The 20,500-nt window shown below is 62.6% G+C and carries 28 protein-coding genes and 2 tRNA genes; 9 read left to right on the forward strand and 21 right to left on the reverse strand.

Annotation, left to right across the window (positions count from 1 at the left end; genetic code table 11):
* The 20 genes from rpsH to queF all read right to left on the reverse strand — a co-directional run bounded on the left by rpsH (window position 1) and on the right by queF (window position 14,377).
* Window positions 1-381 (reverse strand): 30S ribosomal protein S8, encoded by a 381-nt coding sequence (rpsH, locus tag ACQRAG_RS02200; RefSeq protein WP_006008433.1) that lies wholly within the window; start codon window positions 379-381, stop codon window positions 1-3.
* A gap of 623 nt (window positions 382-1,004) precedes the next feature.
* Window positions 1,005-1,190, reverse strand: a complete 186-nt coding sequence (locus tag ACQRAG_RS02205; RefSeq protein WP_006008429.1) for a type Z 30S ribosomal protein S14 — start codon at window positions 1,188-1,190, stop codon at window positions 1,005-1,007.
* A 10-nt stretch (window positions 1,191-1,200) separates the two neighbouring features.
* Window positions 1,201-1,740 carry a 50S ribosomal protein L5 gene (gene rplE, locus ACQRAG_RS02210; RefSeq protein ID WP_006008426.1) on the reverse strand — a complete coding sequence of 180 codons (540 nt, stop codon included), beginning with the start codon at window positions 1,738-1,740 and terminating at the stop codon, window positions 1,201-1,203.
* 9 nt (window positions 1,741-1,749) lie between these two features.
* Entirely contained in the window at window positions 1,750-2,082 is a 333-nt protein-coding gene (gene rplX / locus ACQRAG_RS02215; RefSeq protein WP_040369827.1) for a 50S ribosomal protein L24, read from the reverse strand.
* A 9-nt stretch (window positions 2,083-2,091) separates the two neighbouring features.
* The gene (rplN, locus tag ACQRAG_RS02220; RefSeq protein ID WP_006008423.1) at window positions 2,092-2,460 is read right to left on the reverse strand and encodes a 50S ribosomal protein L14; all 369 of its coding nucleotides are present in this window, start codon (window positions 2,458-2,460) and stop codon (window positions 2,092-2,094) included.
* A 9-nt stretch (window positions 2,461-2,469) separates the two neighbouring features.
* Window positions 2,470-2,733: a 30S ribosomal protein S17 gene (rpsQ, locus tag ACQRAG_RS02225; RefSeq protein WP_006008421.1), complete on the reverse strand. Its 264-nt coding sequence runs from the start codon at window positions 2,731-2,733 to the stop codon at window positions 2,470-2,472.
* Window positions 2,734-2,745: 12 nt separating this feature from the next.
* The gene (gene rpmC / locus ACQRAG_RS02230) at window positions 2,746-2,934 is read right to left on the reverse strand and encodes a 50S ribosomal protein L29 (protein WP_040369967.1); all 189 of its coding nucleotides are present in this window, start codon (window positions 2,932-2,934) and stop codon (window positions 2,746-2,748) included.
* A gap of 31 nt (window positions 2,935-2,965) precedes the next feature.
* On the reverse strand, window positions 2,966-3,379 hold the full coding sequence (gene rplP, locus ACQRAG_RS02235) for a 50S ribosomal protein L16 (protein ID WP_006008417.1): 414 nt from the start codon (window positions 3,377-3,379) through the stop codon (window positions 2,966-2,968).
* A complete protein-coding gene (gene rpsC / locus ACQRAG_RS02240; RefSeq protein WP_006008414.1) occupies window positions 3,379-4,020 on the reverse strand; it encodes a 30S ribosomal protein S3 in 642 nt (213 codons plus the stop codon). Before rpsC ends, rplP begins: the two co-directional genes overlap by 1 nt.
* A gap of 3 nt (window positions 4,021-4,023) precedes the next feature.
* Window positions 4,024-4,362: a 50S ribosomal protein L22 gene (gene rplV, locus ACQRAG_RS02245; RefSeq protein WP_006008412.1), complete on the reverse strand. Its 339-nt coding sequence runs from the start codon at window positions 4,360-4,362 to the stop codon at window positions 4,024-4,026.
* A gap of 9 nt (window positions 4,363-4,371) precedes the next feature.
* Window positions 4,372-4,656 (reverse strand): 30S ribosomal protein S19, encoded by a 285-nt coding sequence (gene rpsS / locus ACQRAG_RS02250; RefSeq protein ID WP_006008410.1) that lies wholly within the window; start codon window positions 4,654-4,656, stop codon window positions 4,372-4,374.
* 9 nt (window positions 4,657-4,665) lie between these two features.
* Window positions 4,666-5,496, reverse strand: coding sequence for a 50S ribosomal protein L2 (gene rplB / locus ACQRAG_RS02255; protein WP_006008408.1), 831 nt, complete (start codon window positions 5,494-5,496; stop codon window positions 4,666-4,668).
* Between the two features lies 1 nt (window position 5,497).
* Window positions 5,498-5,788 (reverse strand): 50S ribosomal protein L23, encoded by a 291-nt coding sequence (rplW, locus tag ACQRAG_RS02260; RefSeq protein WP_006008406.1) that lies wholly within the window; start codon window positions 5,786-5,788, stop codon window positions 5,498-5,500.
* 12 nt (window positions 5,789-5,800) lie between these two features.
* Complete coding sequence (gene rplD, locus ACQRAG_RS02265) at window positions 5,801-6,424, reverse strand: 50S ribosomal protein L4 (RefSeq protein WP_006008404.1); 624 nt, start codon at window positions 6,422-6,424, stop codon at window positions 5,801-5,803.
* A 13-nt stretch (window positions 6,425-6,437) separates the two neighbouring features.
* Entirely contained in the window at window positions 6,438-7,067 is a 630-nt protein-coding gene (gene rplC / locus ACQRAG_RS02270; protein WP_168935248.1) for a 50S ribosomal protein L3, read from the reverse strand.
* Window positions 7,068-7,079: 12 nt separating this feature from the next.
* A complete protein-coding gene (gene rpsJ / locus ACQRAG_RS02275) occupies window positions 7,080-7,397 on the reverse strand; it encodes a 30S ribosomal protein S10 (protein WP_278900332.1) in 318 nt (105 codons plus the stop codon).
* A gap of 1,003 nt (window positions 7,398-8,400) precedes the next feature.
* The gene (gene ftsY / locus ACQRAG_RS02280) at window positions 8,401-9,963 is read right to left on the reverse strand and encodes a signal recognition particle-docking protein FtsY (RefSeq protein WP_427804042.1); all 1,563 of its coding nucleotides are present in this window, start codon (window positions 9,961-9,963) and stop codon (window positions 8,401-8,403) included.
* A gap of 1,131 nt (window positions 9,964-11,094) precedes the next feature.
* Complete coding sequence (locus tag ACQRAG_RS02285; protein WP_304037443.1) at window positions 11,095-12,099, reverse strand: hypothetical protein; 1,005 nt, start codon at window positions 12,097-12,099, stop codon at window positions 11,095-11,097.
* A complete protein-coding gene (murJ, locus tag ACQRAG_RS02290; RefSeq protein ID WP_427804033.1) occupies window positions 12,096-13,760 on the reverse strand; it encodes a murein biosynthesis integral membrane protein MurJ in 1,665 nt (554 codons plus the stop codon). Before murJ ends, ACQRAG_RS02285 begins: the two co-directional genes overlap by 4 nt.
* A 113-nt stretch (window positions 13,761-13,873) precedes the next feature.
* Window positions 13,874-14,377: a preQ(1) synthase gene (gene queF / locus ACQRAG_RS02295; RefSeq protein ID WP_006008387.1), complete on the reverse strand. Its 504-nt coding sequence runs from the start codon at window positions 14,375-14,377 to the stop codon at window positions 13,874-13,876.
* A 125-nt stretch (window positions 14,378-14,502) separates the two neighbouring features.
* Between queF and ACQRAG_RS02300 the strand changes: the two genes are divergently transcribed.
* The 9 genes from ACQRAG_RS02300 (at window position 14,503) to ACQRAG_RS02340 (ending at window position 19,515) form a co-directional block, all read left to right on the forward strand.
* Window positions 14,503-15,285 (forward strand): MogA/MoaB family molybdenum cofactor biosynthesis protein, encoded by a 783-nt coding sequence (locus ACQRAG_RS02300; RefSeq protein WP_168935251.1) that lies wholly within the window; start codon window positions 14,503-14,505, stop codon window positions 15,283-15,285.
* A gap of 111 nt (window positions 15,286-15,396) precedes the next feature.
* A complete protein-coding gene (locus tag ACQRAG_RS02305; RefSeq protein ID WP_204625430.1) occupies window positions 15,397-16,221 on the forward strand; it encodes a 4-hydroxybenzoate octaprenyltransferase in 825 nt (274 codons plus the stop codon).
* A gap of 1 nt (window position 16,222) precedes the next feature.
* Window positions 16,223-16,771 carry a ribosome biogenesis factor YjgA gene (yjgA, locus tag ACQRAG_RS02310; protein WP_204673915.1) on the forward strand — a complete coding sequence of 183 codons (549 nt, stop codon included), beginning with the start codon at window positions 16,223-16,225 and terminating at the stop codon, window positions 16,769-16,771.
* A 301-nt stretch (window positions 16,772-17,072) separates the two neighbouring features.
* Entirely contained in the window at window positions 17,073-17,348 is a 276-nt protein-coding gene (locus ACQRAG_RS02315; RefSeq protein ID WP_427804032.1) for a hypothetical protein, read from the forward strand.
* A gap of 55 nt (window positions 17,349-17,403) precedes the next feature.
* A tRNA-Thr gene (locus tag ACQRAG_RS02320) sits at window positions 17,404-17,479 on the forward strand.
* Between the two features lie 64 nt (window positions 17,480-17,543).
* A tRNA-Thr gene (locus ACQRAG_RS02325) sits at window positions 17,544-17,619 on the forward strand.
* A gap of 61 nt (window positions 17,620-17,680) precedes the next feature.
* Complete coding sequence (locus tag ACQRAG_RS02330; protein WP_006008375.1) at window positions 17,681-18,028, forward strand: DMT family protein; 348 nt, start codon at window positions 17,681-17,683, stop codon at window positions 18,026-18,028.
* A gap of 1 nt (window position 18,029) precedes the next feature.
* Entirely contained in the window at window positions 18,030-18,809 is a 780-nt protein-coding gene (locus tag ACQRAG_RS02335; protein ID WP_289616577.1) for a sulfite exporter TauE/SafE family protein, read from the forward strand.
* A gap of 214 nt (window positions 18,810-19,023) precedes the next feature.
* Window positions 19,024-19,515, forward strand: a complete 492-nt coding sequence (locus ACQRAG_RS02340) for a GlcG/HbpS family heme-binding protein (protein ID WP_204625418.1) — start codon at window positions 19,024-19,026, stop codon at window positions 19,513-19,515.
* A 217-nt stretch (window positions 19,516-19,732) separates the two neighbouring features.
* On the opposite strand, the gene ACQRAG_RS02345 is transcribed toward ACQRAG_RS02340, so the two are convergent.
* The gene (locus ACQRAG_RS02345) at window positions 19,733-20,431 is read right to left on the reverse strand and encodes a DNA-3-methyladenine glycosylase family protein (protein WP_239463783.1); all 699 of its coding nucleotides are present in this window, start codon (window positions 20,429-20,431) and stop codon (window positions 19,733-19,735) included.
* Window positions 20,432-20,500: the final 69 nt, after the last annotated feature.

Raw genomic sequence — 20,500 nt, forward strand, 5'->3', positions numbered from 1 at the left:
CTACCAGATTTCACACAGAAGTTCGCCGCCCACCTTCTTTTCATGGGCGGTCATGCCGTCCAGCACACCGCTGGACGTGGACAGAATGCAAATGCCGAGGCCGTTCTGCACCTTGGGGATCTGGTGAGCGCCCACATACACGCGGCGACCGGGGGTGCTGACGCGCTTCAGGCCGGAGATGACGGCCTTGCCCTTCTGGTACTTCAGCGTGATGGTAATGTTGCGGTCGTCGATAGCCACGTCTTCGACGTAACCTTCCTGCTTGAGGATGGCGGCTAAGGCTTCTTTCATCTTCGAGCGCGGCACATTCACTTCCTTGTGCAGGGCCAAATGTGCGTTGCGGATACGGGTCAGCATATCCGCAATAGGATCTGTCAACATCGATAGCTCCTAAGGTTGGTTTCGTGAGGGGTTAGCGGCCCCATGCCGCCACTTCCCGCACACAATCGAAAGTCCATATCCCAAGCCGGAGCAAAAGGCAATGTTTTTTTTGCTCACGGCCTGAAAATCCGCTCTTTCCAGGGCGTTCCCGAGTCATGCCGGCGCCGGTCCTGCCGGGGCATCCCGGCCTGCATGCGAGGGACCAGGCACCGGATCGCCGCACCATGAATGAAAACGGAGCTGCTCCACTGCAGGAGTCCCGCCCGTCTCCGGTGCGACCCGCGCCGCATGGCCGGCTCCACCGGACTTTCCGGCATGGTACGGCGTACGGCGCGCAGGGGCAGATAGCCCATCTGTCATCGGGAAGCAAGCAAAATTTGCAAAAGGAAGGAGCCCGGCCGGGTGCAGAACGTATCCCGAAAGAGGATACGTCCCTCCCCGGAAGCCGGAAACCATGTAAGACTGCGCCCCCGGATGCGGACAAGGAACCTTCCTGCCCCGGGCCGCCCGCCGGATGCAGGAAGCGCCGGGGCACAGCCCCCTCTCCCCTGCCCTTCTCCGGAAACGGAAAGAGGGACCCCTTTCGGAGTCCCTCCATCTTTCAGATCAGTCCGGGATGCGGATTACCAGCTGGATTTACGCACACCGGGCAGTTCGCCGCGCAGGGCCATGTTGCGGAAGCAGATACGGCAGATGCCGAACTGGCGCATGAAGGCCCGGGGACGCCCGCAGATGGGGCAACGATTGTAGGCGCGGGAGCTGAACTTGGGCTTACGGGAAGCCTTCACTTCAAGAGCGGTACGGGACATAGCTCTACTCCTACTTGCGGAACGGCATGCCCAGCTGGTCCAGAAGGAACTTGCCTTCCTTGTCCGTGGTCGCCGAGGTGACAATGGTGATGTTCATGCCCTTGGGGTTTTCCACACGGTCAGCTTCCATTTCGGGGAAGATGGTGTGTTCCTTGATGCCCAGGGTAAAGTTGCCGCGACCATCAAAACCACGGTCCGGGATACCGCGGAAGTCACGCACGCGGGGCAGGGCAAAGTTCATCAGCTTGTCCAGGAAGTCCCACATACGATCCTTGCGCAGGGTGACGCGAGCCCCGATGGGCATGCCTTCACGCAGCTTGAAGGAAGCGATGGACTTCTTGGCGCGGGTAACCACGGCCTTCTGTCCGGCGATGGCGGTCAGTTCCGCCACGGCTTCTTCCATCAGCTTGTTGTTCTGGCTGGCGGCGCCGAGACCGATGTTCAGAGAGATCTTCTCGATGCCGGGCAGTTGCATGGAGGAGGAGTAGTTGAACTCCTTCTGCAGTACCGGAACCACTTTCTCTCTATAAATCTTTTCAAGGCGTGTCATCGTATCACCTTATTCCATAACTTCGTTGCACTTCTTGCAGAAGCGCACTTTTTTCTGCTTGCCTTCGGACTCAATGTACTTGTAGCCCACCTTGGTCGGCTTGGCGCAAGCGGAGCACACCACCATCACGTTGGACACGTGGATGGGCATTTCCTTTTCCACGATGCCACCGGGCTGCTGGGCATAGGGGTTGGGGCGCATGTGGCGCTTGGCCACGTTGACCTTTTCCACCAGCACGCGGTCCTTCTTGGGAAGAACCTTGAGCACCTTGCCGATCTTGCCCGCGTCCTTGCCGGTGATGACCATCACCTTGTCGTCCTTGCGGATGCGATACGTTTTCATAGTCATCTCCTACAGCACTTCGGGGGCAAGAGAAATGATCTTCATGAAGTTGGCGGCGCGCAGCTCACGAGCGACGGGTCCGAAGATACGGGTACCCACGGGTTCGCCCTGGTTGGAGAGCAGGACAGCGGCGTTGCCGTCGAACTTGATGTAGGAGCCGTCCATGCGACGCACTTCCTTGGCAGTGCGCACGATAACGGCCTTCATGACGTCGCCTTTCTTGACCTTGCTGTGGGGCATGGCTTCCTTGACGGACACGACGATGATGTCGCCCACGGAAGCGTAACGGCGGTGGGAACCACCGAGCACCTTGATGCAGGCCACCTTTTTGGCGCCGCTGTTGTCGGCCACCTGAAGAGTCGATTCTACCTGGATCATGGTTCTACCCTACACAGCCTTTTCGATGATGGAGACCAGATGCCAGCGCTTGTTGCGCGACATGGGGCGGAACTCCACGATTTTAACCTTATCGCCCATGCCGCATTCGTTCATGGGATCATGAGCCGTGAACTTTTTGCGGCGCCTCACATACTTCTTGAGCAGAGGATGCTTCACCAGCGTTTCAACGCGCACGACGATGGTCTTGTCGTTCTTGTCGCTGACAACGATACCGGTGAGGGTTCTGCCCTTGCGATTTTCCAGAGCTTGCATGGTTCAGCCCCTCTATTCCTTTTCAGTCAAAACGGTGGAAATGCGAGCCACCTGACGGCGCATGGCCTTGAGCTCGGAAGTCTTTTCAAGCTGCGCGGTGGCATGCTTGAAACGGGCCGTCATGAGTTCTTCGCGCTGTTCGGCCAGCTTGGCACGCAGCTCTTCGACGCTCATGTCGCGCAGCTCGGCGGCAGTGGCCATGGCGGCTTTTTCGTTCTTCTTGGCAGCCATACTACAGGCCCTCCCTCACCACGATGATGGTCTTCACGGGCAGCTTGTGGGCGGCGCGGGTCAGAGCCTCGCGAGCCAGGTCAAGGCTGACGCCCTTGATTTCGTACAGCACGCGGCCGGGCTTGACCGGAGCGCACCAGCCCACCGGAGCACCCTTACCGGAACCCTGACGGGTTTCAAGAGGCTTGGCGGTCACGGGGCGGTCGGGGAACACGCGGATCCAGACCTTACCGCCACGCTTGATGTGACGCATCATGGCGATACGGGCGGCTTCAATCTGCTGGCTGGACAACTGACCGTGCTGCACGGCCTTCAGGCCAATATCGCCAAAGGCGATGGAGGCGCCGCGGCTAGCCAGGCCACGCAGGCGGCCCTTCTGCCATTTACGGAATTTAACTTTCTTAGGCGCGAGCATTACTGATCAACCTCTTTGTCAAGGATTTCACCCTTGTAGATCCACACCTTGACACCGATGATGCCGTAGGTGGTGTGCGCTTCGGCAAAACCGTAGTCGATGTCGGCGCGCAGGGTCTGCAACGGCACGCGACCGTCACGGTACCATTCGGTACGGGCGATTTCAGCGCCCGCCAGACGACCGGAGCAGGTCACCTTGATGCCTTCGCCACCGAACTTGCGGGCCATGGACACCGTGCGCTTCATGGCGCGACGGAAGGCCACGCGGCGTTCCAGCTGCTGGGCGATGTTTTCGGCCACGAGCTGGGCTTCCACTTCGGGACGACGGATTTCATTCACTTCCAGCGAGAACTCACGGCCAAACTTCTGGCGGAGGTCGCCGCGCAGCTTTTCGATTTCCACGCCCTTGCGGCCGATGACGATACCGGGACGGGCAGTGGACAGGATCAGACGGATCTTGCCACCGGCGCGTTCGATTTCGATCTTGGCCAGCCCCGCATGATACAGGAGCTTCTTCACATAGGCGCGAATCTTGCTGTCTTCAAACACAAAGGCAGGGTAGTCCTTCTTGCTGAACCAGCGGGACTGCCAGTTCTTGTTGTACCCCAGCCGGAAGCCAAACGGATGAACTTTCTGACCCATAGCCTATTCCTGCCCTTCTGCGAGTATAACGGTAACGTGGCTGGTACGCTTGTGAATCTTGGTGGCACGGCCCTGGGCGCGGGGCATGAAGCGCTTCCAGGTGGGGCCTTCGTTCACGATGACTTCCTTGATGACCATGGCGTCCACGTTCACGCCACCCAGCTGGGAGGCATTGGCCACGGCGCTCTTGAGCACATTCAGCAGCACGCCGGCGGGCTTGTTGGGGGTGAAGCGCAGAATGTTCATGGCTTCTTCTACACCCTTGCCCTGCACGTTCTTGGCCACAAGGCGGGTCTTGCGGGGCGACACGCGCTGGAATTTCGCGATAGCTTTGGATTCCATATCTCTACCCTACTTCTTGCCGGCCTTGGCCTTCTTGTCAGCGGCGTGGCCGTGGAAGGTACGGGTGGGCGAGAATTCGCCCAGCTTGTGACCCACCATGTTTTCGGTCACGAACACCGGCACAAACTTTTTGCCATTGTGCACCGCAAAGGTCAGACCCACCATTTCGGGCAGGATGGTCGAGCGGCGCGACCAGGTCTTCACCACGCGATGGTCATTGGAGGCCACCGCAGCGTCAACCTTCTTCATCAGGTGGCCGTCGATGAACGGCCCTTTCTTCAAAGATCTGGGCATCTGCTACTCCTACTTCTGGCCGCGGCGCTTAATGATAAGGCGCGAAGAAGCCTTGTTCTTGTCGCGGGTCTTGAAGCCCTTGGCAGGCATACCCCAGGGCGACACGGGATGACGACCACCGGAGCTGCGGCCTTCGCCACCGCCCAGGGGATGGTCGATGGGGTTCATGGCCACACCGCGGACCTGAGGACGGCGACCCAGCCAGCGGTTGCGGCCGGCCTTGCCCAGGGAGATGTTTTCGTGCTGGATGTTGCCCACCTGGCCCACAGTGGCCACGCAGGAAGCCAGCACCTTGCGCACTTCGCCGGAGGGCAGACGCAGCAGGGCGTACTTGCCTTCCTTGGCCACGAGCTGGGCGTAGGTGCCAGCGGCGCGGCAGAGCTGGCCACCCTTGCCGGGGTACAGCTCGACGTTGTGGATCACGGTACCCACCGGGATGCGGGACATCTGCATGGCGTTGCCGGGCTTGATGTCGGCACCTTCACCGGCCAGCACCACGTCGCCCTGCTTCAGACCCACAGGAGCGATGATGTAGCGCTTTTCGCCGTCCACGTAGTGGAGCAGGGCGATACGGGCGGTACGGTTGGGGTCGTATTCGATGTGCGCAACCTTGGCGGCGATGCCGAACTTGTTACGCTTGAAGTCGATGATGCGGTACAGGCGCTTCACACCGCCGCCACGACGACGGCTGGTCACGCGGCCACGGTTGTTGCGGCCGGCCTTCTTGGTCAGGCCCACGGTGAGCGACTTCTCAGGGGTCGTCCGGGTGATTTCCGCAAAGTCGGAAACCGTCTGGAAACGACGCCCGGCGGAGGTCGGTTTCAGCTTACGGACAGCCATTTTACACTCCCTCGAAGAACTCGATTTTATCGCCCTGGCGCAAGGTCACATAGGCCTTCTTCCAGCCGGGCTTACGGCCCACCACGCGACCCTGGCGTTCCCGATTGGAGGGAGCCTTGCGAACCACGTTGACCGCTTCAACTTTCACATCAAAAGCCTTTTCCACGGCCTGCTTGATTTCAAGCTTGTTGGCGCCGGGATGAACATAGAAAGCCACCTGACGGGACTCATCCTTCAGCAGGGTGGTCTTTTCCGTCAGCAGGGGCTTGATAAGAACCTGGGTGAATTCCATGAGTTGCCCCTCTTATTTTTCAAAGCGGGCCTGCACGGGCGCCACGGCGCCTTCCAGCAGGACCAGCTGCTTGTGGCGGAGGATCTCCAGCACGCTCAGACGATCAGGCGTGGTCAGCGTGATGCCGGGGATGTTGCGGGCGGAGCGGGTCAGGGCTTCGCTTTCCTCGGCGGTCACGATGAGAGCCTTGTTCAGGCCCAGAGTACCGGCCACTTTGGCAAAATGCTTGGTCTTGGCTTCGGGCAGTTCGATGCCCTTGACCACCAGCAGGTTTTCGGCGGCCAGACGGCTCGACAGAGCCATCTTCATGGCCAGGGCGCGCACCTTGCTGTTGACCTTGAAGCTGTAATCGCGGGGCTGGGGGCCAAACACGATGGCGCCGCCACGCCACACGGGCGAACGATTGGAGCCGGAACGGGCGCGACCGGTGCCCTTCTGCTTCCAGGGCTTCACGCCGCCGCCGGAAACGAAGGCGCGGGTCTTGGCCATGTGGGTACCGGCGCGCTTGGCGGCCATCTGGGCACGCACCACGAGGTTGAGGATCTCGGGACGAGCCTCAACTTCAAACACGTCGGCGGAAAGCGTCAGTTCGCCGCATTCCTGCTTGTTCTGGTCATAAACTTTCACGGTAGCCATTGTTGTGCTTCCTCTACTGCTTGCGGATCAGCACCAGCCCGTTCTTGGGGCCGGGCACGGAACCCTTGACCAGGATGACGTTGTCGGCGGGACGAACGTCAACGATCACAAGGCCCATTTCCGTCACGGTTTCGTTGCCCCAATGGCCAGCCATCTTACGGCCCTTGAACACGTGGCCGGGGAAGGTGTTGTTACCGATGGAGCCGTTGTTACGGTGCACTTTTTCGCAACCGTGCGTATCCTTGGAACCGGCGAAGTTCCAACGGCGCATACGGCCCTGGTAGCCCTTACCGATGCTCTTGGCGGTCACTTTGACCTTGTCGCCGGTAGCAAACATTTCCACGGTCAGTTCCTGACCGGGTTCCATTTCAGGGGCGTTTTCCAGGCGGATTTCACGCAGTTCGCGGTACAGGCCGGTGCCGGCCTTGGCGAAGTGGCCCTTCATGGCCTTGCTGACGTGCTTTTCCTTGTCTTCGGTCAGCGCGATCTGCAGAGCGTTGTAACCGTCGGTTTCAACGGTCTTCACCTGGGTGACGGGGCAGGGCCCGGCCTGAATCACCGTGACGGGCACAGCGGCGCCGTCACCGGCAAAAATGCGGGTCATACCAAGTTTACGACCCAAAATTCCCATTTTCTCAGCCATGACTGCCTCTCACTAGAGCTTGATTTCAACGTCCACGCCAGCGGGCAGGGAAAGCTTGCCGAGGGCGTCAACGGTCTGCTGCGTGGGTTCAAGGATGTCCATAAGCCGCTTGTGGATGCGCATTTCGAACTGCTCACGGGACTTCTTGTTCACATGCACGGAACGCTGAATGGTGTACTTATGAATATTGGTGGGCAGCGGGATGGGCCCGGCCACACCGGCACCGGTATTGCGCGCCGTATCCACGATTTCCGCAACAGCCTTGTCCAGGATGCGGTAATCGTAGGCTTTGAGCTTGATCCGAATGCGATCACTGCTAACTGTCGTCATTGTTGCCTACTCCGTTTGAAAAATCCTGGCCGGTTGGGTTCGGCGCAGGTTTCTTAACAGCTTTGCGCGGGCCAAAAACCACGGGCCCGAAGGTCGGCCTCACCCGTTGGGGAGACTGGGCAACAACTTGGGGAAGAGAAGCGCTTGAAGCAGCGCACATCACAGAATCTGAAGGAATCAGATATATCGGAAGGTACGGACGCCTGAGCGTGCCTGCATCATCCGTGTGATGCTTCCCGGCGTAGCCCAGGCCTGTCACTGACTGAAGCAGTGACGAGGGTGGTCCCGCAGGGTCACCAAATGGGGGAACATCCCCCCTTACCTTTACAGCCCGGGGTCACCTGATCGCCAGGTGGGATCCGCTGTGTGGGCTGGAACGGCTCGACATTGTCTCGGCATCTGGTAACGCCTGCACATGTCAAAACCCGCCGCGGAGCGACCGCTTTGGGTGCATCAGGACAGACTCAATCTGCCCTTCCCTGCCGTCCAGGGAACAGCCTTGTTGCTCAAGGCGAGGTTCCTTCTATCGGGAATGGGGCGATGCGTCAAGTTTTTTTCACTGCGAGAGGGATTTTTTTTCGCGCTATTGCTGATTTTCCCGTTCCGGCAAGAAAAAAGCGGAGCTCAGGCACGGATAAAGGAGACATGTCATAAAATATATCTTGCCATCCGCCGGAGTGGGGAATTTCTCACAGGCCGAAGCGAAAAAAACACGACCTGTGGCTCCATGAAGCAAAAAAGAAAAAATCCCCAGCGGCATCACGGATCGGGGGCTGCCCCAAACGCCCCTGCCGAAGAGACAAACGGCGTGACGAAAAATTGTTGCTTCGATTGTTGGAGGCCTTCCTCCCGCAAGATCCGGGAGCGGGATGTGACGGCTGCCCAGGATAGCGGGCGAGATCCACAGCCCGGTACAGCGTTTTTTCCCCAAAAAAGCGGGAGGGGACTTTCCCCAGCAGGAAAAGCCCCCTCCCCTCTCGTCTACATCATACTAAAGTCAGCGCTATTTGCCCTGATCCAGGTCGCCCAGCAGGGCGCGGGCATAGTCGGCACCGTTGAAGGGCCGCAAATCTTCGAGCTTTTCGCCCAGGCCCACATAGGTGATGGGCAGCTTTTCCTGCATGGCCACGGCGATGGCCACACCGCCCTTGGCCGTACCGTCCAGCTTGGTGAGGATGAGCTCGTCCACGCCGGCGGCTTCCTTGAAGAGCTTGGCCTGCGAAAGAGCGTTCTGGCCGGTGGTGGCGTCGATGACCAGGATGCAGCGGTGCGGCGCACCTTCATGCTTCTTGCCCAGCACCTGACGGATTTTGGTCAGCTCTTCCATAAGGTTGACCTTGGTCTGCAGGCGGCCGGCGGTATCCACAAAGAGGATGTCCACCTTTTCGGCCAGGGCGCGATCCATGGCTTCGTAGGCCACGGAGGCCGGATCGGAACCGGCGGGGCGGGCATGGAAGAGCGCGCCCACGCGTTCGGCCCAGACCTGCAGCTGCTCGATGGCCGCCGCACGGAAGGTATCGGCCGCGGCGATCATGACCTTTTTGCCCTGCATGCGGGCACGATGGGCCAGCTTGGCGATGGTGGTGGTCTTGCCCACGCCGTTGACGCCGATGAAGAGCACCACTTCGGGCGGGTTCACGGCGCTGATGCGACGCGGCAGACGGAAGATCTCGTCCACTTCGGCCATGAGCAGGCCGCGTACGTCTTCCACGCGGGTCACGTTCTCCTTGCGGGCCCGTTCACGCAGACGCTCCACCAGCTCCAGCGAAGGTTCGTAGCCCAGGTCGGCCATGATGAAGAGCTCTTCCAGTTCTTCCCAGAAACTTTCGTTGAGTTCGCCGTGGCTGCTGAACAGGCTGTCCAGACGGCGGGAGAACTGCTCGCGGGTACGGCTCAGGCCTTCGCTGATCTTGAGGAACAGGCGGCTGCGCTCGTCTTCCTCGTCCTCCATGTCCAGGGCCAGGGTCAGACGATACTGCAACTCGGAGCGGAATTCGTCCAGCTGCACATATTCCATACGCTCCAGCCAGCCACGGAAATCATCCACGAAGGCGTCCACTTCGGCGGCGGGCGCATCCAGCGAACGCAGCAGGAAGCGCAGACGCTTCCAAAGTTCGTCCCCGGCTTCTTCCACACCTTCCAGCACGATGCCCAGCCAGACGGAGAGGCGCGGTTCGGCCTCGCGCAGACGCAGGATCATGGACTGGGCCAGAGCGGGATCGAGACCGCAGGTCTCCAGCGCGGGCGCGGTGGGACGCTCGGCCGTGGCAGCCGCCGCGGCAACGGCAGTGGCGGCAAGGGCCGCATCGGCCACGACCTCAGCGATGGGCTCGTCCTGGTCCGGCGTAGCAGCGCTCTCCGTGTCTTCTTCCACCTCGGCCGGAGGTTCCTGTTCCGTGCTTTCAGCGGCAGCCACGACACGCTCATCCGTATCTGCTTCCGCTACGGCAGCTTCAGAATGGGCGTCTTCGTCCGTCTCCTGCTCCACCGCAACAGGCGTTTCTTCAGCCTCGCCAGCAGGGGCGGCGGCTTCCGGCCGGGCCGTATCTTCATCACTGCCGAAGATGCGCTGCCACCAGCTGCGACGGGGCGCAGCCGCTTCGGGCTTTTCTTCCGCTTCTTCGCGGACCTCGTCGCGGGCAGCTTCCTCTTCCGCGACATCCGTCCCGGCGTCGTCAGCTTCTTCAGCGGCAGCTTCGTCGGCTTCAACAGGGGTCACAGTGGTCGTATCGTCCCCGGCCGCATCAGCCATCTCGGCGGCATCGGCCCCGGTCACGTCCTCAGGCAGCGGTTCTTCTTCCGCTTCCTGGGCAGTCTCCACAACGGTCTCAGCCTCGACAGCCACAGCTTCCGCTTCGGCAGGGGCCTCTTCCTCTTCTGCAGGGGATTCTTCCACAGCATCCACAGGAGCCGCATCAGCACCGGCCGGCTCTTCGCACATCTCGACAACTTCGGCTTCCGCAGCCTCAGCTTCCGGAGCAATCGCTTCCGAACTGACGCCATCCTGTTCGGGGGCACCCGCTTCTGCAGCGGCATCACCGGAAGCTTCTTCCGGCGCCGCAGCCTCGGCAGCCGCTTCCGTCACAGGCTCCTCGACCGAAGGAATTTCATCTTCCACCACAGCAGCCGGGGATTCTTCCGCTTCGGCGACCGGTTCGCTTTCGGCCTCCACGGAGGGCTCATCCAGAAGCGTCGGCACCTCAGCTTCCGCCACAGGTTCCCCTTCCGCCACGGTGCTCTCGGCTTCTGCCGGAGCTTCGGACGCCGCAGGCTGGTCGGCAGGCGCCACCGTCACGGCAGCCTCGACGCTCCCGCCCTCCTCTGCGGCACCGGCGGCAGGGCCATCGCTTTCAGCGGCGGGCACTTCCACCACGGGCTCATCCGCGACCACGGCTTCAGCTTCCGGCGCCACCTGTTCGACATCCCCGGCAACGGGGGCGGCCTCGTCTTCCGGGGCCTCGTCCGCAGATGCGTCTTCAGCAGGGGCAACGACTTCTTCAGTCGCCGGGACGCTCTCCGGTTCCGGCGTGCTTTCCGGCTCCGCTACGGCGCTCCCGGTATCAGCGGCAGGCTCCTCCGGGGCAACAGACGTTGCGGCCGCTTCCTTCTCGACTGCCGCGGCCTGCGTTTCTTTCGTTTCCTCGGTGCCCCCACCAAAAAACTTTTTTACTGCGGAAAAAAAGCCCATAGTCTCTCCTTATTTCACTGCGGCCCCGCTCAGGGCCTGCAAAACTTCTTCAAGATCAGCCGCACAGGTCTCCACGGCCAGCGCACGCGCCTCACAGCCGGGATCCTCCAGCGCATCGAGCATCTCGCGGGCGCTGTCCTCAAGGCGCACAGCCCCCAGGCAGGGCGCTGCGGCAAGCAGCATCCGCCCCAGATGGCACAGCCCTTCCAGCTCATCTTCCGCATACAGGCGCATCATGAGCATGGGCGCATGGGCAAAGGTCTGGCGGAACAGGGCCGCGGTCATATGCCAGCTTGCGGGGTTCCCCTGCTGGAAATGCCTGCCGCGGATGGCATCCACCGGCAGGGCGTCCTCAGGGGCGGCGACATCCTCACCGGAGACGGGCCGCCACTTCCGGTCGTCGGATTTTTCCGGCTCCGGATCGCCCTGCTTGCGCAAAAGCTGCAGCCCCAAAGAATGCAGGCGCCTCAGATCGCCCCAGTGCCAGTACAGCGCCGCCAGAAAGACGCTGAGCAGCAGCGTATTGATGATGAAGCGCCAGGTCTCGCGCTGCATGACCTTGTCCGAACCTTCCTGCACCAGGCGGCGGGCAAGATAGACCTCCACCGTGCCTACGGGCTGCCCTTCCCGGCGCAGCGGGCTCATGCCCTGCACGGTGTTCTCCGTGATCTCGCCATCCCAGGGCACGGCCTCCCAGTGCTCATTGCGGCGCTGGCCGGAAAAAAGACTGTCCCCCACCTGCACCGTCACGGCGTACAGGCGCTGATCCTCCATGAGCCCCGTCACCAGGGCGTCCGTGGAAACGGCGGTGAGTTCCCCGTGCAGTCCCAGCAGATGGGTGAAACGGCTGGCCACCCGGCCTGCCTCGTTCTGCAGACGGTTCTGTGCGGCATCGCGTTCAGCCATGATGTTCCACGCTGCCTGCGCCAGAAAGAGCAATACGGCCAAAAGCCAGCAGGCCAGGGCCACCCAGCGGCGGTATCTGGTCAGGAAAATAAGAACTGACCGCTTCACGAGCGGGAATCTCCTTGCAATTTTGTGCGCAGCTTATGTGCCAGCATACGCGTATCGGCGTCCCCAAGCAGAACGAGGGCGCTCCCCCAGGCACAACATCCGGCCCCGATGGACAGAGCCAGGCCCGCCATGGCGGGCAGCCCGGGCAACAGGACCGGCACGACGGACAGCAGCTCCTGCAACGGGCAGACCATGCCGCACAGGCGCAGGACGATCAGGGCACCTGCGGCTGCCGCGCCCGCGGCCAGCACATGCCGCAGACAGGCCATGCCGTCCAGAAGCGTCGGCGCGGGCAGCAAAGGCCGCAAACGTCGACGCAGCCCCCGCCACAGCCAGACGGTCTGTCCCCACAGGGCCGCACTGGCCGCCGCAGCCGGCAAACAAAAATATATGTCCCTTGCCATACTATGTAACAGCCACGCCCCGCCTGCAAGCGTAAAAACAACGGCAAGCAGCGAGGACAAGGCCGTCAGGCGCACATCGCCCAAGGCGTTGCAGCCCGCCAGCAGGCAGCGGCTCACCGCGCAGGCGGGCAGGCAGGGCAGGTACGCCCAAAGGGCCAGGGTCACCTGCCGCACCCCCGTGGCATCGAATTCCCCGTGATGCAGCAGGACGTCCACAAGGCAGGGGCCCACGGCCCACAGCCCCGCCGCCGCAGGCAGGGACAAGAGCGTGGCCCAGCGCAAGGCCAGGGCCATGTCCCGCCGGAAGGCGGCAAAATCTTTTTCTCCGGCCAGACGGCTCAAACGCGGCAAACTGGCCATGCCGAGGCAGGCACCGATCAGGCCCAGCGGCAGCTCCAGCAGGCGCTCGGCATAGTACAGGCCCGCGATCTGGCTGCCCACCGCCAGCCCCATGGCCGCCAGCATCACCAGCTGCGGCGCGGCGGCCCCCAGCAGGCCCAGGGGCAAGCGCCCCAGGCAGCCCCACAGCTCACGGCCGGAGGGCGCGGCGGCCGAACTCTCCATGGCGGTCGCCGGGAATACATGACGGGCATAGCCCCATTGGGCCAGCCACTGGGCCAGGCCCCCGGCGCTCATGCCCGCGGCCAGTGCCGCCGGGACAGCCTCTGTGCCTCCCGCCAGCCAGCCCGCCAGCATGGCACTGATGACCACCACATTGAAGATGACGGGCGAAAGCGCGGGCAGCCAGAAGACTTCGCGGCAGTGCAACACCGCCATGCCCAGGGCCGCCATCCCCGCCAGCAAAACATAGGGCAGGCAAAGGCGGAGCAGGCTGCTGCCCTCCGCCAAGGCTTCAGGAGAAAGCGCGGGCGCCAGAAAGGCCAGCAATTGCGGCGCTGCCAGCATGCCCAGCAGGACAAGGCCGCCCAGCACCAGCACGAGGCGCCGGAACAGGCCGGAGGCCAGAGCGGGCAGCGGATCCCCCTGGCCTTGCGCCACATCGTGCCGCACCAGCCAGGCCGTGAGCGTCATGGACAAAGAGCCTTCGCCCAGCAGGCGGCGCAGCAGGTGCGGCAGGCGCAGGGCCGCCACCAGGGCATCGGCCACCGGCCCGCAGCCCACCATCCAGGCCATGCCCATGTCGCGCACCAGTCCCAGCAGGCGGGAAAGCAGGGTGAACAACGCCAGCATCCCGGCCGTGCGGGCCATACGGGCACCGCCTGAAGGACGGGGAGCATTGCCGTGCGAAAGGCTCATGGGCATATCCTTAATAAAAAGACGTCCCGGTGCCGGCTGGGACCGGGACCGGGCACGCGGCACATCGAAAAAAGCCTCCGGCAGGAAAAGGCGCCCTGCCGGAGGGAGCTGCGTTACGGTCTGTGCGGATCGCTTTCCGTACGCCAGGCCTGGACAGCGGCCCGGACGGCGGCGTCCTTTTCCTCGGGCATGTCCTTGAACTGCTCGGCAAAGACATGGATGCGCGTACCGCCACGGGGCACGAACAGGCCCTTGACGCGGCACCAGCAGGGTTCGAGCACGGTCCACAGGTCTTCCAGCACCGTGTTGGTGATGGTCTCCATGAAGGACTGATGGTTGCGGAAGGCGAACATGTAGAGCTTGAAGCTCTTGGATTCCACGCACAGCTGGTCCGGGATGTACTCCACGGTGATGGTGCCCATGTCCGGCTGCCCCGTCACCGGGCACAGGGACGTGAACTCGGGGAAGGCGATGCTGATGACGTAGGGACGCTGGGGGTAACGGTTGGGGAAGGATTCCAGCAGCGCCGTACTGGGGCCGCCCTGCAATTCGGGCATCTTGCCGGTCCCCAGCACATGCAGGTGCTGCGTCTGGTCCTGGCTGCGGGTGGTGGACATGAAAACTCCTTTTCTGATCTTGCCGGGCACCGGGAACGGGCCACGGCTGCCGTCCTTGTAACTTATTGTGCTTGCCGCTACAATAGCGGCCGTTATCTGCCGTCCCGGCAGTTTGTGGAGGATGCATGAAACTTTCTGTTGCCTTGCGAGCCTGTTCCGCCGGGGGCCTCATGCCCCTGTCCGTGGCCCGGGTCGCAGGGATGCCCAGCCATCGTCTGGCGTCCCCGCTGGTGCGCCAGTGCCCCTTCATCCCTGTGGGCACCGGCCTGTATGATGCGAACGATGTGGAACTGCTGCGCGTCACGGGCCGCTGCTGGCTGCCCGCCGATGACGGCGGCCACGCCCTGCAATGCCTGATGACCCGCGCTCTGGTGGACCTGCCCGTGGGCGAGATCAGCCTCGAGACGCGGCGCACGGGCCGTGCCCTGGCCTGGGTGACCCTTTCGGACAAGGGCTCCCAGGGCATGCGCGACGATACCAGCGGCCCGGCCATGGCCGCCCTGGTGGCCGATACCCTGCCCCTGTGCCACAGCCAGGGCTTCCTGCTGCCCGATGATGCGGTGCAGCTGCGCGCCCTGCTGGTGGATCTGGCCCTGAACCAGGGCTATGACGTCATCTGCACCAGCGGCGGTACGGGCGTGGGCCCGCGCGACATCTCGCCGCAGGTCACGTCCGCGGTGCTGGACTATCCCCTGCCCGGCTTCAGCATGGCCATGATGCAGGCCAGCCTGGCCAAGACGCCCCATGCGGCCATCTCCCGCGCTGTGGCCGGCGTGCTGGGACAAAGCATCATCATCAACCTGCCCGGCAGCCGCAAAGCTGTCGTGGAGAATCTGGAAGCTGTCCTGCCCGCCCTGCCCCATGCGCTGGACAAGTTGCACGGCGATCCCGCCGACTGTGGAGGTTAATCCCTGATGAAACTGCCCAAATTCACCCTGCCCCGTTTTTCCCTGCCTTCCTGCCGGCCGGGGGCGCTGTGCGGACGTTTTTCCGTCCGCGGCTTCGTCTCCTTCTGCCGCATGATCCGCATCGAGCACTCCATCTTCGCCCTGCCCTATGCCTGGGCCGGTTCGGTCATGGCCGCCGGCGGCATGCCGCCGTGGGACAAGCTCGTCCTGCTGACCATCGCCATGGTGGGCGTGCGTTCCTTCGCCATGGGCATCAACCGTATCTTCGACCTGCCCTTTGACCGCGAGAACCCCCGCACCGCCAACCGCCATCTGGTCACCGGCGAGATCAGCGTGCGCCAGGCCTGGATATTCTCCCTGGTCATGGCGGCCATCTTCGTGCTGGCCTGTGCGGCCATCAACACGGTCTGTCTCATCCTCTCGGTGCCTGCCCTGATCTTTGCCGCCGTCTACAGTCTGACCAAGCGTTTCTCGGCCGTCTGCCACTTCTGGCTGGGGGCCACCCTTGGCCTGGCGCCGCTGGCCGGGGCCCTGGCCGTGAATCCCGAGGGCCTGGCCATGGGGCCCATCATGCTCTTCTTTGCCGTGACCTTCTGGGTGGGTGCCTTCGACATCTACTATTCCTTCCAGGACTATGATTTCGACGTGGCCTTCCGCCTTTGCTCCGTGCCCTCGGTCTACGGCCCGGACACCGCGCTGGCCATTGCCGGTTTTTCCCATGCCGTCACGTCCATCTTCCTGTTCCTGACCGGTATCGCCGCCGGTCTGGCCTGGCCCTGGTACGTGCTCTGGGCCGGTGTGTCCGCCATCCTGTTCTGGGAACATCATCTGATGCGTCCGCAGGACCTCAGCCGCGTGAACATGGTCTTCTTCACCCTCAACGGCATCATCTCGCCGCTGGTGCTGGTGGGCGTCATCCTGGGAGTGGTGCTCTAAGATGCCGCGCAAGAAACAGTATCAGTGGGATGTGGAGACCAACGGGCAGGAAGCCCCCGAACAGCTCAGCCGCTCGGCCAAAAAGCGCCAGAGCTCGGCCCTGCAGGATCTGGGCGCCGAGCTGACCAAGCTGCCCGTCAACGAACTGGACAGACTGCCCCTGACGCCCGATCTTCTGGAGGCCCTGCGCCTCTATGCCCGCATCAGCAACCGTGAAGGCAAGCGCCGTCAGCTGCAGTTCATAGGCCGCCTCATGCGCGAGGTGGACGCCGGGCCGCTGGCCGAAGCCATCGAGGCCCGCAAGAACGGCCAGCAGGCCGATGCCGCCCGTCTGCACCTGGCCGAACAGTGGCGCGAAAAGCTGCTCTCCGCTGCCGAGGCGGACGTGGAGGATCTTCTGGCTGCCTTCCCCTGGCCCGATGCCGAAGCCGCGGGACGCCCGGAGCTGGAAAAACTGCTGGCCGAAGCCCGCAAGGAAGACGACCGGCGTCCGCCCCACGCCCGCCGCGCCCTCTTCCGGGGCATCATGCGTCTGCTGGAACAGCGTTAGGGAATTCTTTTGGCAGGGGAAGGGGCCCCTTTTGAAAAAGGGTCTCCCTTTCCTCTGCACCCCCATCCCCCCTAAAACTTTTATCTGGGTCCGTGGCCTGCCCGAAAGGTGCGACCTGCGGGCCCCAGTCTTGATTCGCTCTTTTGTGGGCGTCTCCTTTCCTTCTTCCCCGGCCTTTCCACCTTGCCCTGCCACGGCAGTGCGCTGACTGTCCGTGAAAAGGCCGTTCACGCAAAGGCTGTCTGCCCCCCTCATCCTGCGTAAAAGCCCTCTTGCCATGAGTGGTCAGCGGGATCTCCGTATGCTCCTTTCCCTGCATGGCTCCCGTGTGTCCGCCTGCGCCGATGCCGCCCGGCCGCATACGGCAGATGGTGTGGTCACCAGAGGCCACGTCCGCGCCCTTCTGCCGCCATCGCTTGTCACGCAGGCGCCGAGATTTTTTTCCCAAAACTGCCGCCCGCGCTGCCAGCCGGACGTTGCAAGTCCCTATGTCCGGCTTGCCCGCTCAAAGCTCTATAATTTAATCATTATATTCCAATATGTTATTGGCTTGAAAATTTTTCTCGGCAAAAAATGAAAAAATCGCTTGACCCCGAGGGAGTTTTTCCGTAGAAGTCTTCTTCGTTGAGCACGCCCTTGTAGCTCAGTCGGTAGAGTGCATCCTTGGTAAGGATGAGGTCACCAGTTCAATCCTGGTCAAGGGCTCCAGCAAACAACACGACGCCTGTGGAAACATGGGCGTTTTTTTGGGGAAACCCGGACATATAGGACCGCCCTTGTAGCTCAGTCGGTAGAGTGCATCCTTGGTAAGGATGAGGTCACCAGTTCAATCCTGGTCAAGGGCTCCAGAAATTTCAACGCCTGTGGAAACATGGGCGTTTTTTCTTTATCTGCTCCAAGGAGCCTGTCATGCAGATCCCCGTCCCGGTCGCCACAGTCGGCCTGCTGGTGCTCTCCAATGTCTTCATGACCTTCGCCTGGTACGGTCACCTGAAGCACAAGAGCATGGCCCTGCCCATGGTCATCTTCATCAGCTGGTGCATCGCCTTTTTCGAGTACGTGCTGCAGGTCCCGGCCAACCGCATCGGTTACGGCTACTTCAATGCGGCGGAGCTGAAGACCATCCAGGAGGTCATCTCCCTGACGGTCTTCTCGCTCTTCTCCGTCTTCTACCTGCACGAGACCCTGCGCTGGAACCACATCCTGGGTTTCGCCCTCATCGTGCTGGCCGCCTACGTCATCTTCAAGGAATGGTAGCATGGTCAGCACGGCTATCATCCTTTTCTGTACCTGCGCCGCCTTCGTGGCGGGCTTCATCGATTCCATCGCGGGCGGCGGCGGCCTCATCACCATCCCCGCCCTGCTGCTTTCCGGCCTGCCGCCCCAGCTGGCCCTGGGCACCAACAAGGTGGGCTGCTGCCTGGGCACCGGCGTGGCCATGCTCAACTTCGCCCGCAGCAACCTCATCCTCTGGCGGCTGGCCCTGCTGGGCGTGGGCTTTTCGCTGGTAGGGGCAGGTATCGGCACCGAGCTGGCCCTCTACATCTCGCCCGACCTGCTGGGCAAGGTGCTGGTGCTCCTGCTGCCCTTCGCCATGCTGGCCACCCTCATGCCCAAGAAGGAGCAGAAAAATCCGCCGCTCACCTCCGGTCGCCGTTACTGGATACTGGCGCCGCTCTGCTTCCTCATCGTGGGCATCTATGACGGCTTTTTCGGTCCCGGCACCGGCAGCTTCCTGATCCTGGCCCTGCACTGGGTCCTGCGCATCAGCCTCCTCGAAGCCTCGGCCACGTCCAAGGTCATGAATTTTGCCTCCAACCTCGGCGCCATGATCCTCTTCATCTGGAACGGCGCCGTCATCTGGAGCGTCGGCCTGCCCATGATGGCCGCCAACATCGCGGGCAACTGGCTGGGCAGCCGTCTGGCCATCAAGGTCGGTACCGAAGCCGTGCGTCGCTTCCTCTGGGTCTCGCTCTCCCTGCTGCTGGCCACCCTGATCTGGCGCTTTTTTATCTCTCCCTATCTGCTTGGGGCCTGATCCTCCCGCTCCGTTTCGATACCAGGCCGGCAGCCATGCGCTGCCGGCTTTTTTGTTTTGGCCCTGATGCGGACAGGGAGCGGACGTACGAGCTGCGGCGCGGCGATGATTGGTTGCCCAACCATCATATGAAAAAAAGAGTTACCGCTTGCCCATGCCCCGGCGGAGTGCTAGAGCAGGAGAAAACAGCCCTTGCGGGCAAAAGGAGTCCTGTATGCTGAAGCGTATCGTTCCTCTCGTTCTGGCTCTCGTTCTCTGCGCCGGTCTGGCCCAGGCCAAGACCAAGGCCCCCGCGACCCAGCTCCCCGGCGACCTGACCCTGGCCGAAGCCCAGAAGGTGCTCGATGCGGCTCTGGTCAAGGCCAAAGCCCAGGGCGTGCCCATGAATATCGCCATCGTGGATGCTGGCGGCAACCTGAAGGCCTTCGTGCGTCAGGACGGCGCCTTCATCGGCAGCATCGACGTCTCCACCAAGAAGGCCGTCACGGCCCGCTACTTCAACATGCCCACTTCCACGCTGGGCGCCGCTTCCCAGCCCGGTCAGGAACTGTTCGGCATCGAAGCCACCAACGGCGGTCTGGTGATCTTCGGCGGCGGTGAGCTGCTGATCCGCGACAACGTCATCGTGGGCGCCATCGGCGTCAGCGGTGGTAGCGTGGCCGAAGACACCAACGTGGCCAAGGCCGGTGCCGCTGCCCTCAAGTAGGCTTTTTCTCGTACGCAAAGGCCCTGCGGAACACACACCGCAGGGCCTTTTTTTGTGCAACGTTCCGGAGAACCGGCAGGCGCGGCAAGATGCGCCCCACCATGCGGCTCTCTTCATGGCACCTATCTTCATGGACTGGCAGGAGCACGGCCGGTCGCCCAACGTGGGAAAGAAGCGATGCGCGCGGGCAGCTTGTCATGGAAAGGGAAGGGGCCGCTCAGTCTTTCGTCACCGTGCTTTTGAGGCTCGCGGCAGGGCGGGATCTCCCCTTTTTGCGTTCCGCCGGATCGTCCAGCTCCGGCAATGCCCCGCCGGCGATGGCCCACAGATAGAGCGAGGCCAGCGAACCATAAGGCGAGAAGCGCCTGCGGTACCGCTCGAAGCGCTCGCGCGGCATCTCTTTGTGGCGGTAGAGCATGCGCAGGCCGCGCCGGATGGCCAGATCGTCATAGCTCAGGATGTCGGACCGCTGCAGGGAAAAAAGCAGCAGCATCTCGGCCGTCCAGACGCCGATGCCGCGCAGGGCGGCAAGACGGCGGCAGACTTCGGCGTCCTCCAGAGCGGCCATGCCCGGCAGATCCAGTTCCCCGTCCACCACCTGCCGGGCGATGCCGCGCATGTAGTCCACCTTGCGCGCGGAAAGCCCCAGCGCCTGCAAGGCCGTCTGCGGCTGGGCCAGCAGGGCTTGCGGCGTGACCTCGCCCAGCAGGCCGCACAAGCGTCCCCAGACCGTGCGCTGGGCCGCCATGCTGATCTGCTGGCCCGTGATGGCATGCATCAGGGCCTGGAAAAGATCCGGCATGACCTCCCGGCGCACCGGGCCGATGGCCTGCATGGCCGCTGCCAGTTTTTTGTCCTTGCGGGCCAGATGATCCACAGCCGCCTGATCGTAGTGGAAAAAATTCCCTTCCGGCATCGATGCCCTCCCCTGTCTGTCCGGCCGCTTCCGGCCATCGTCCCTGCCCTTCTGATGCCACAGCTCAGC

Source organism: Desulfovibrio sp. SGI.230 (assembly GCF_050313065.1).
GTDB lineage: Bacteria > Desulfobacterota > Desulfovibrionia > Desulfovibrionales > Desulfovibrionaceae > Desulfovibrio.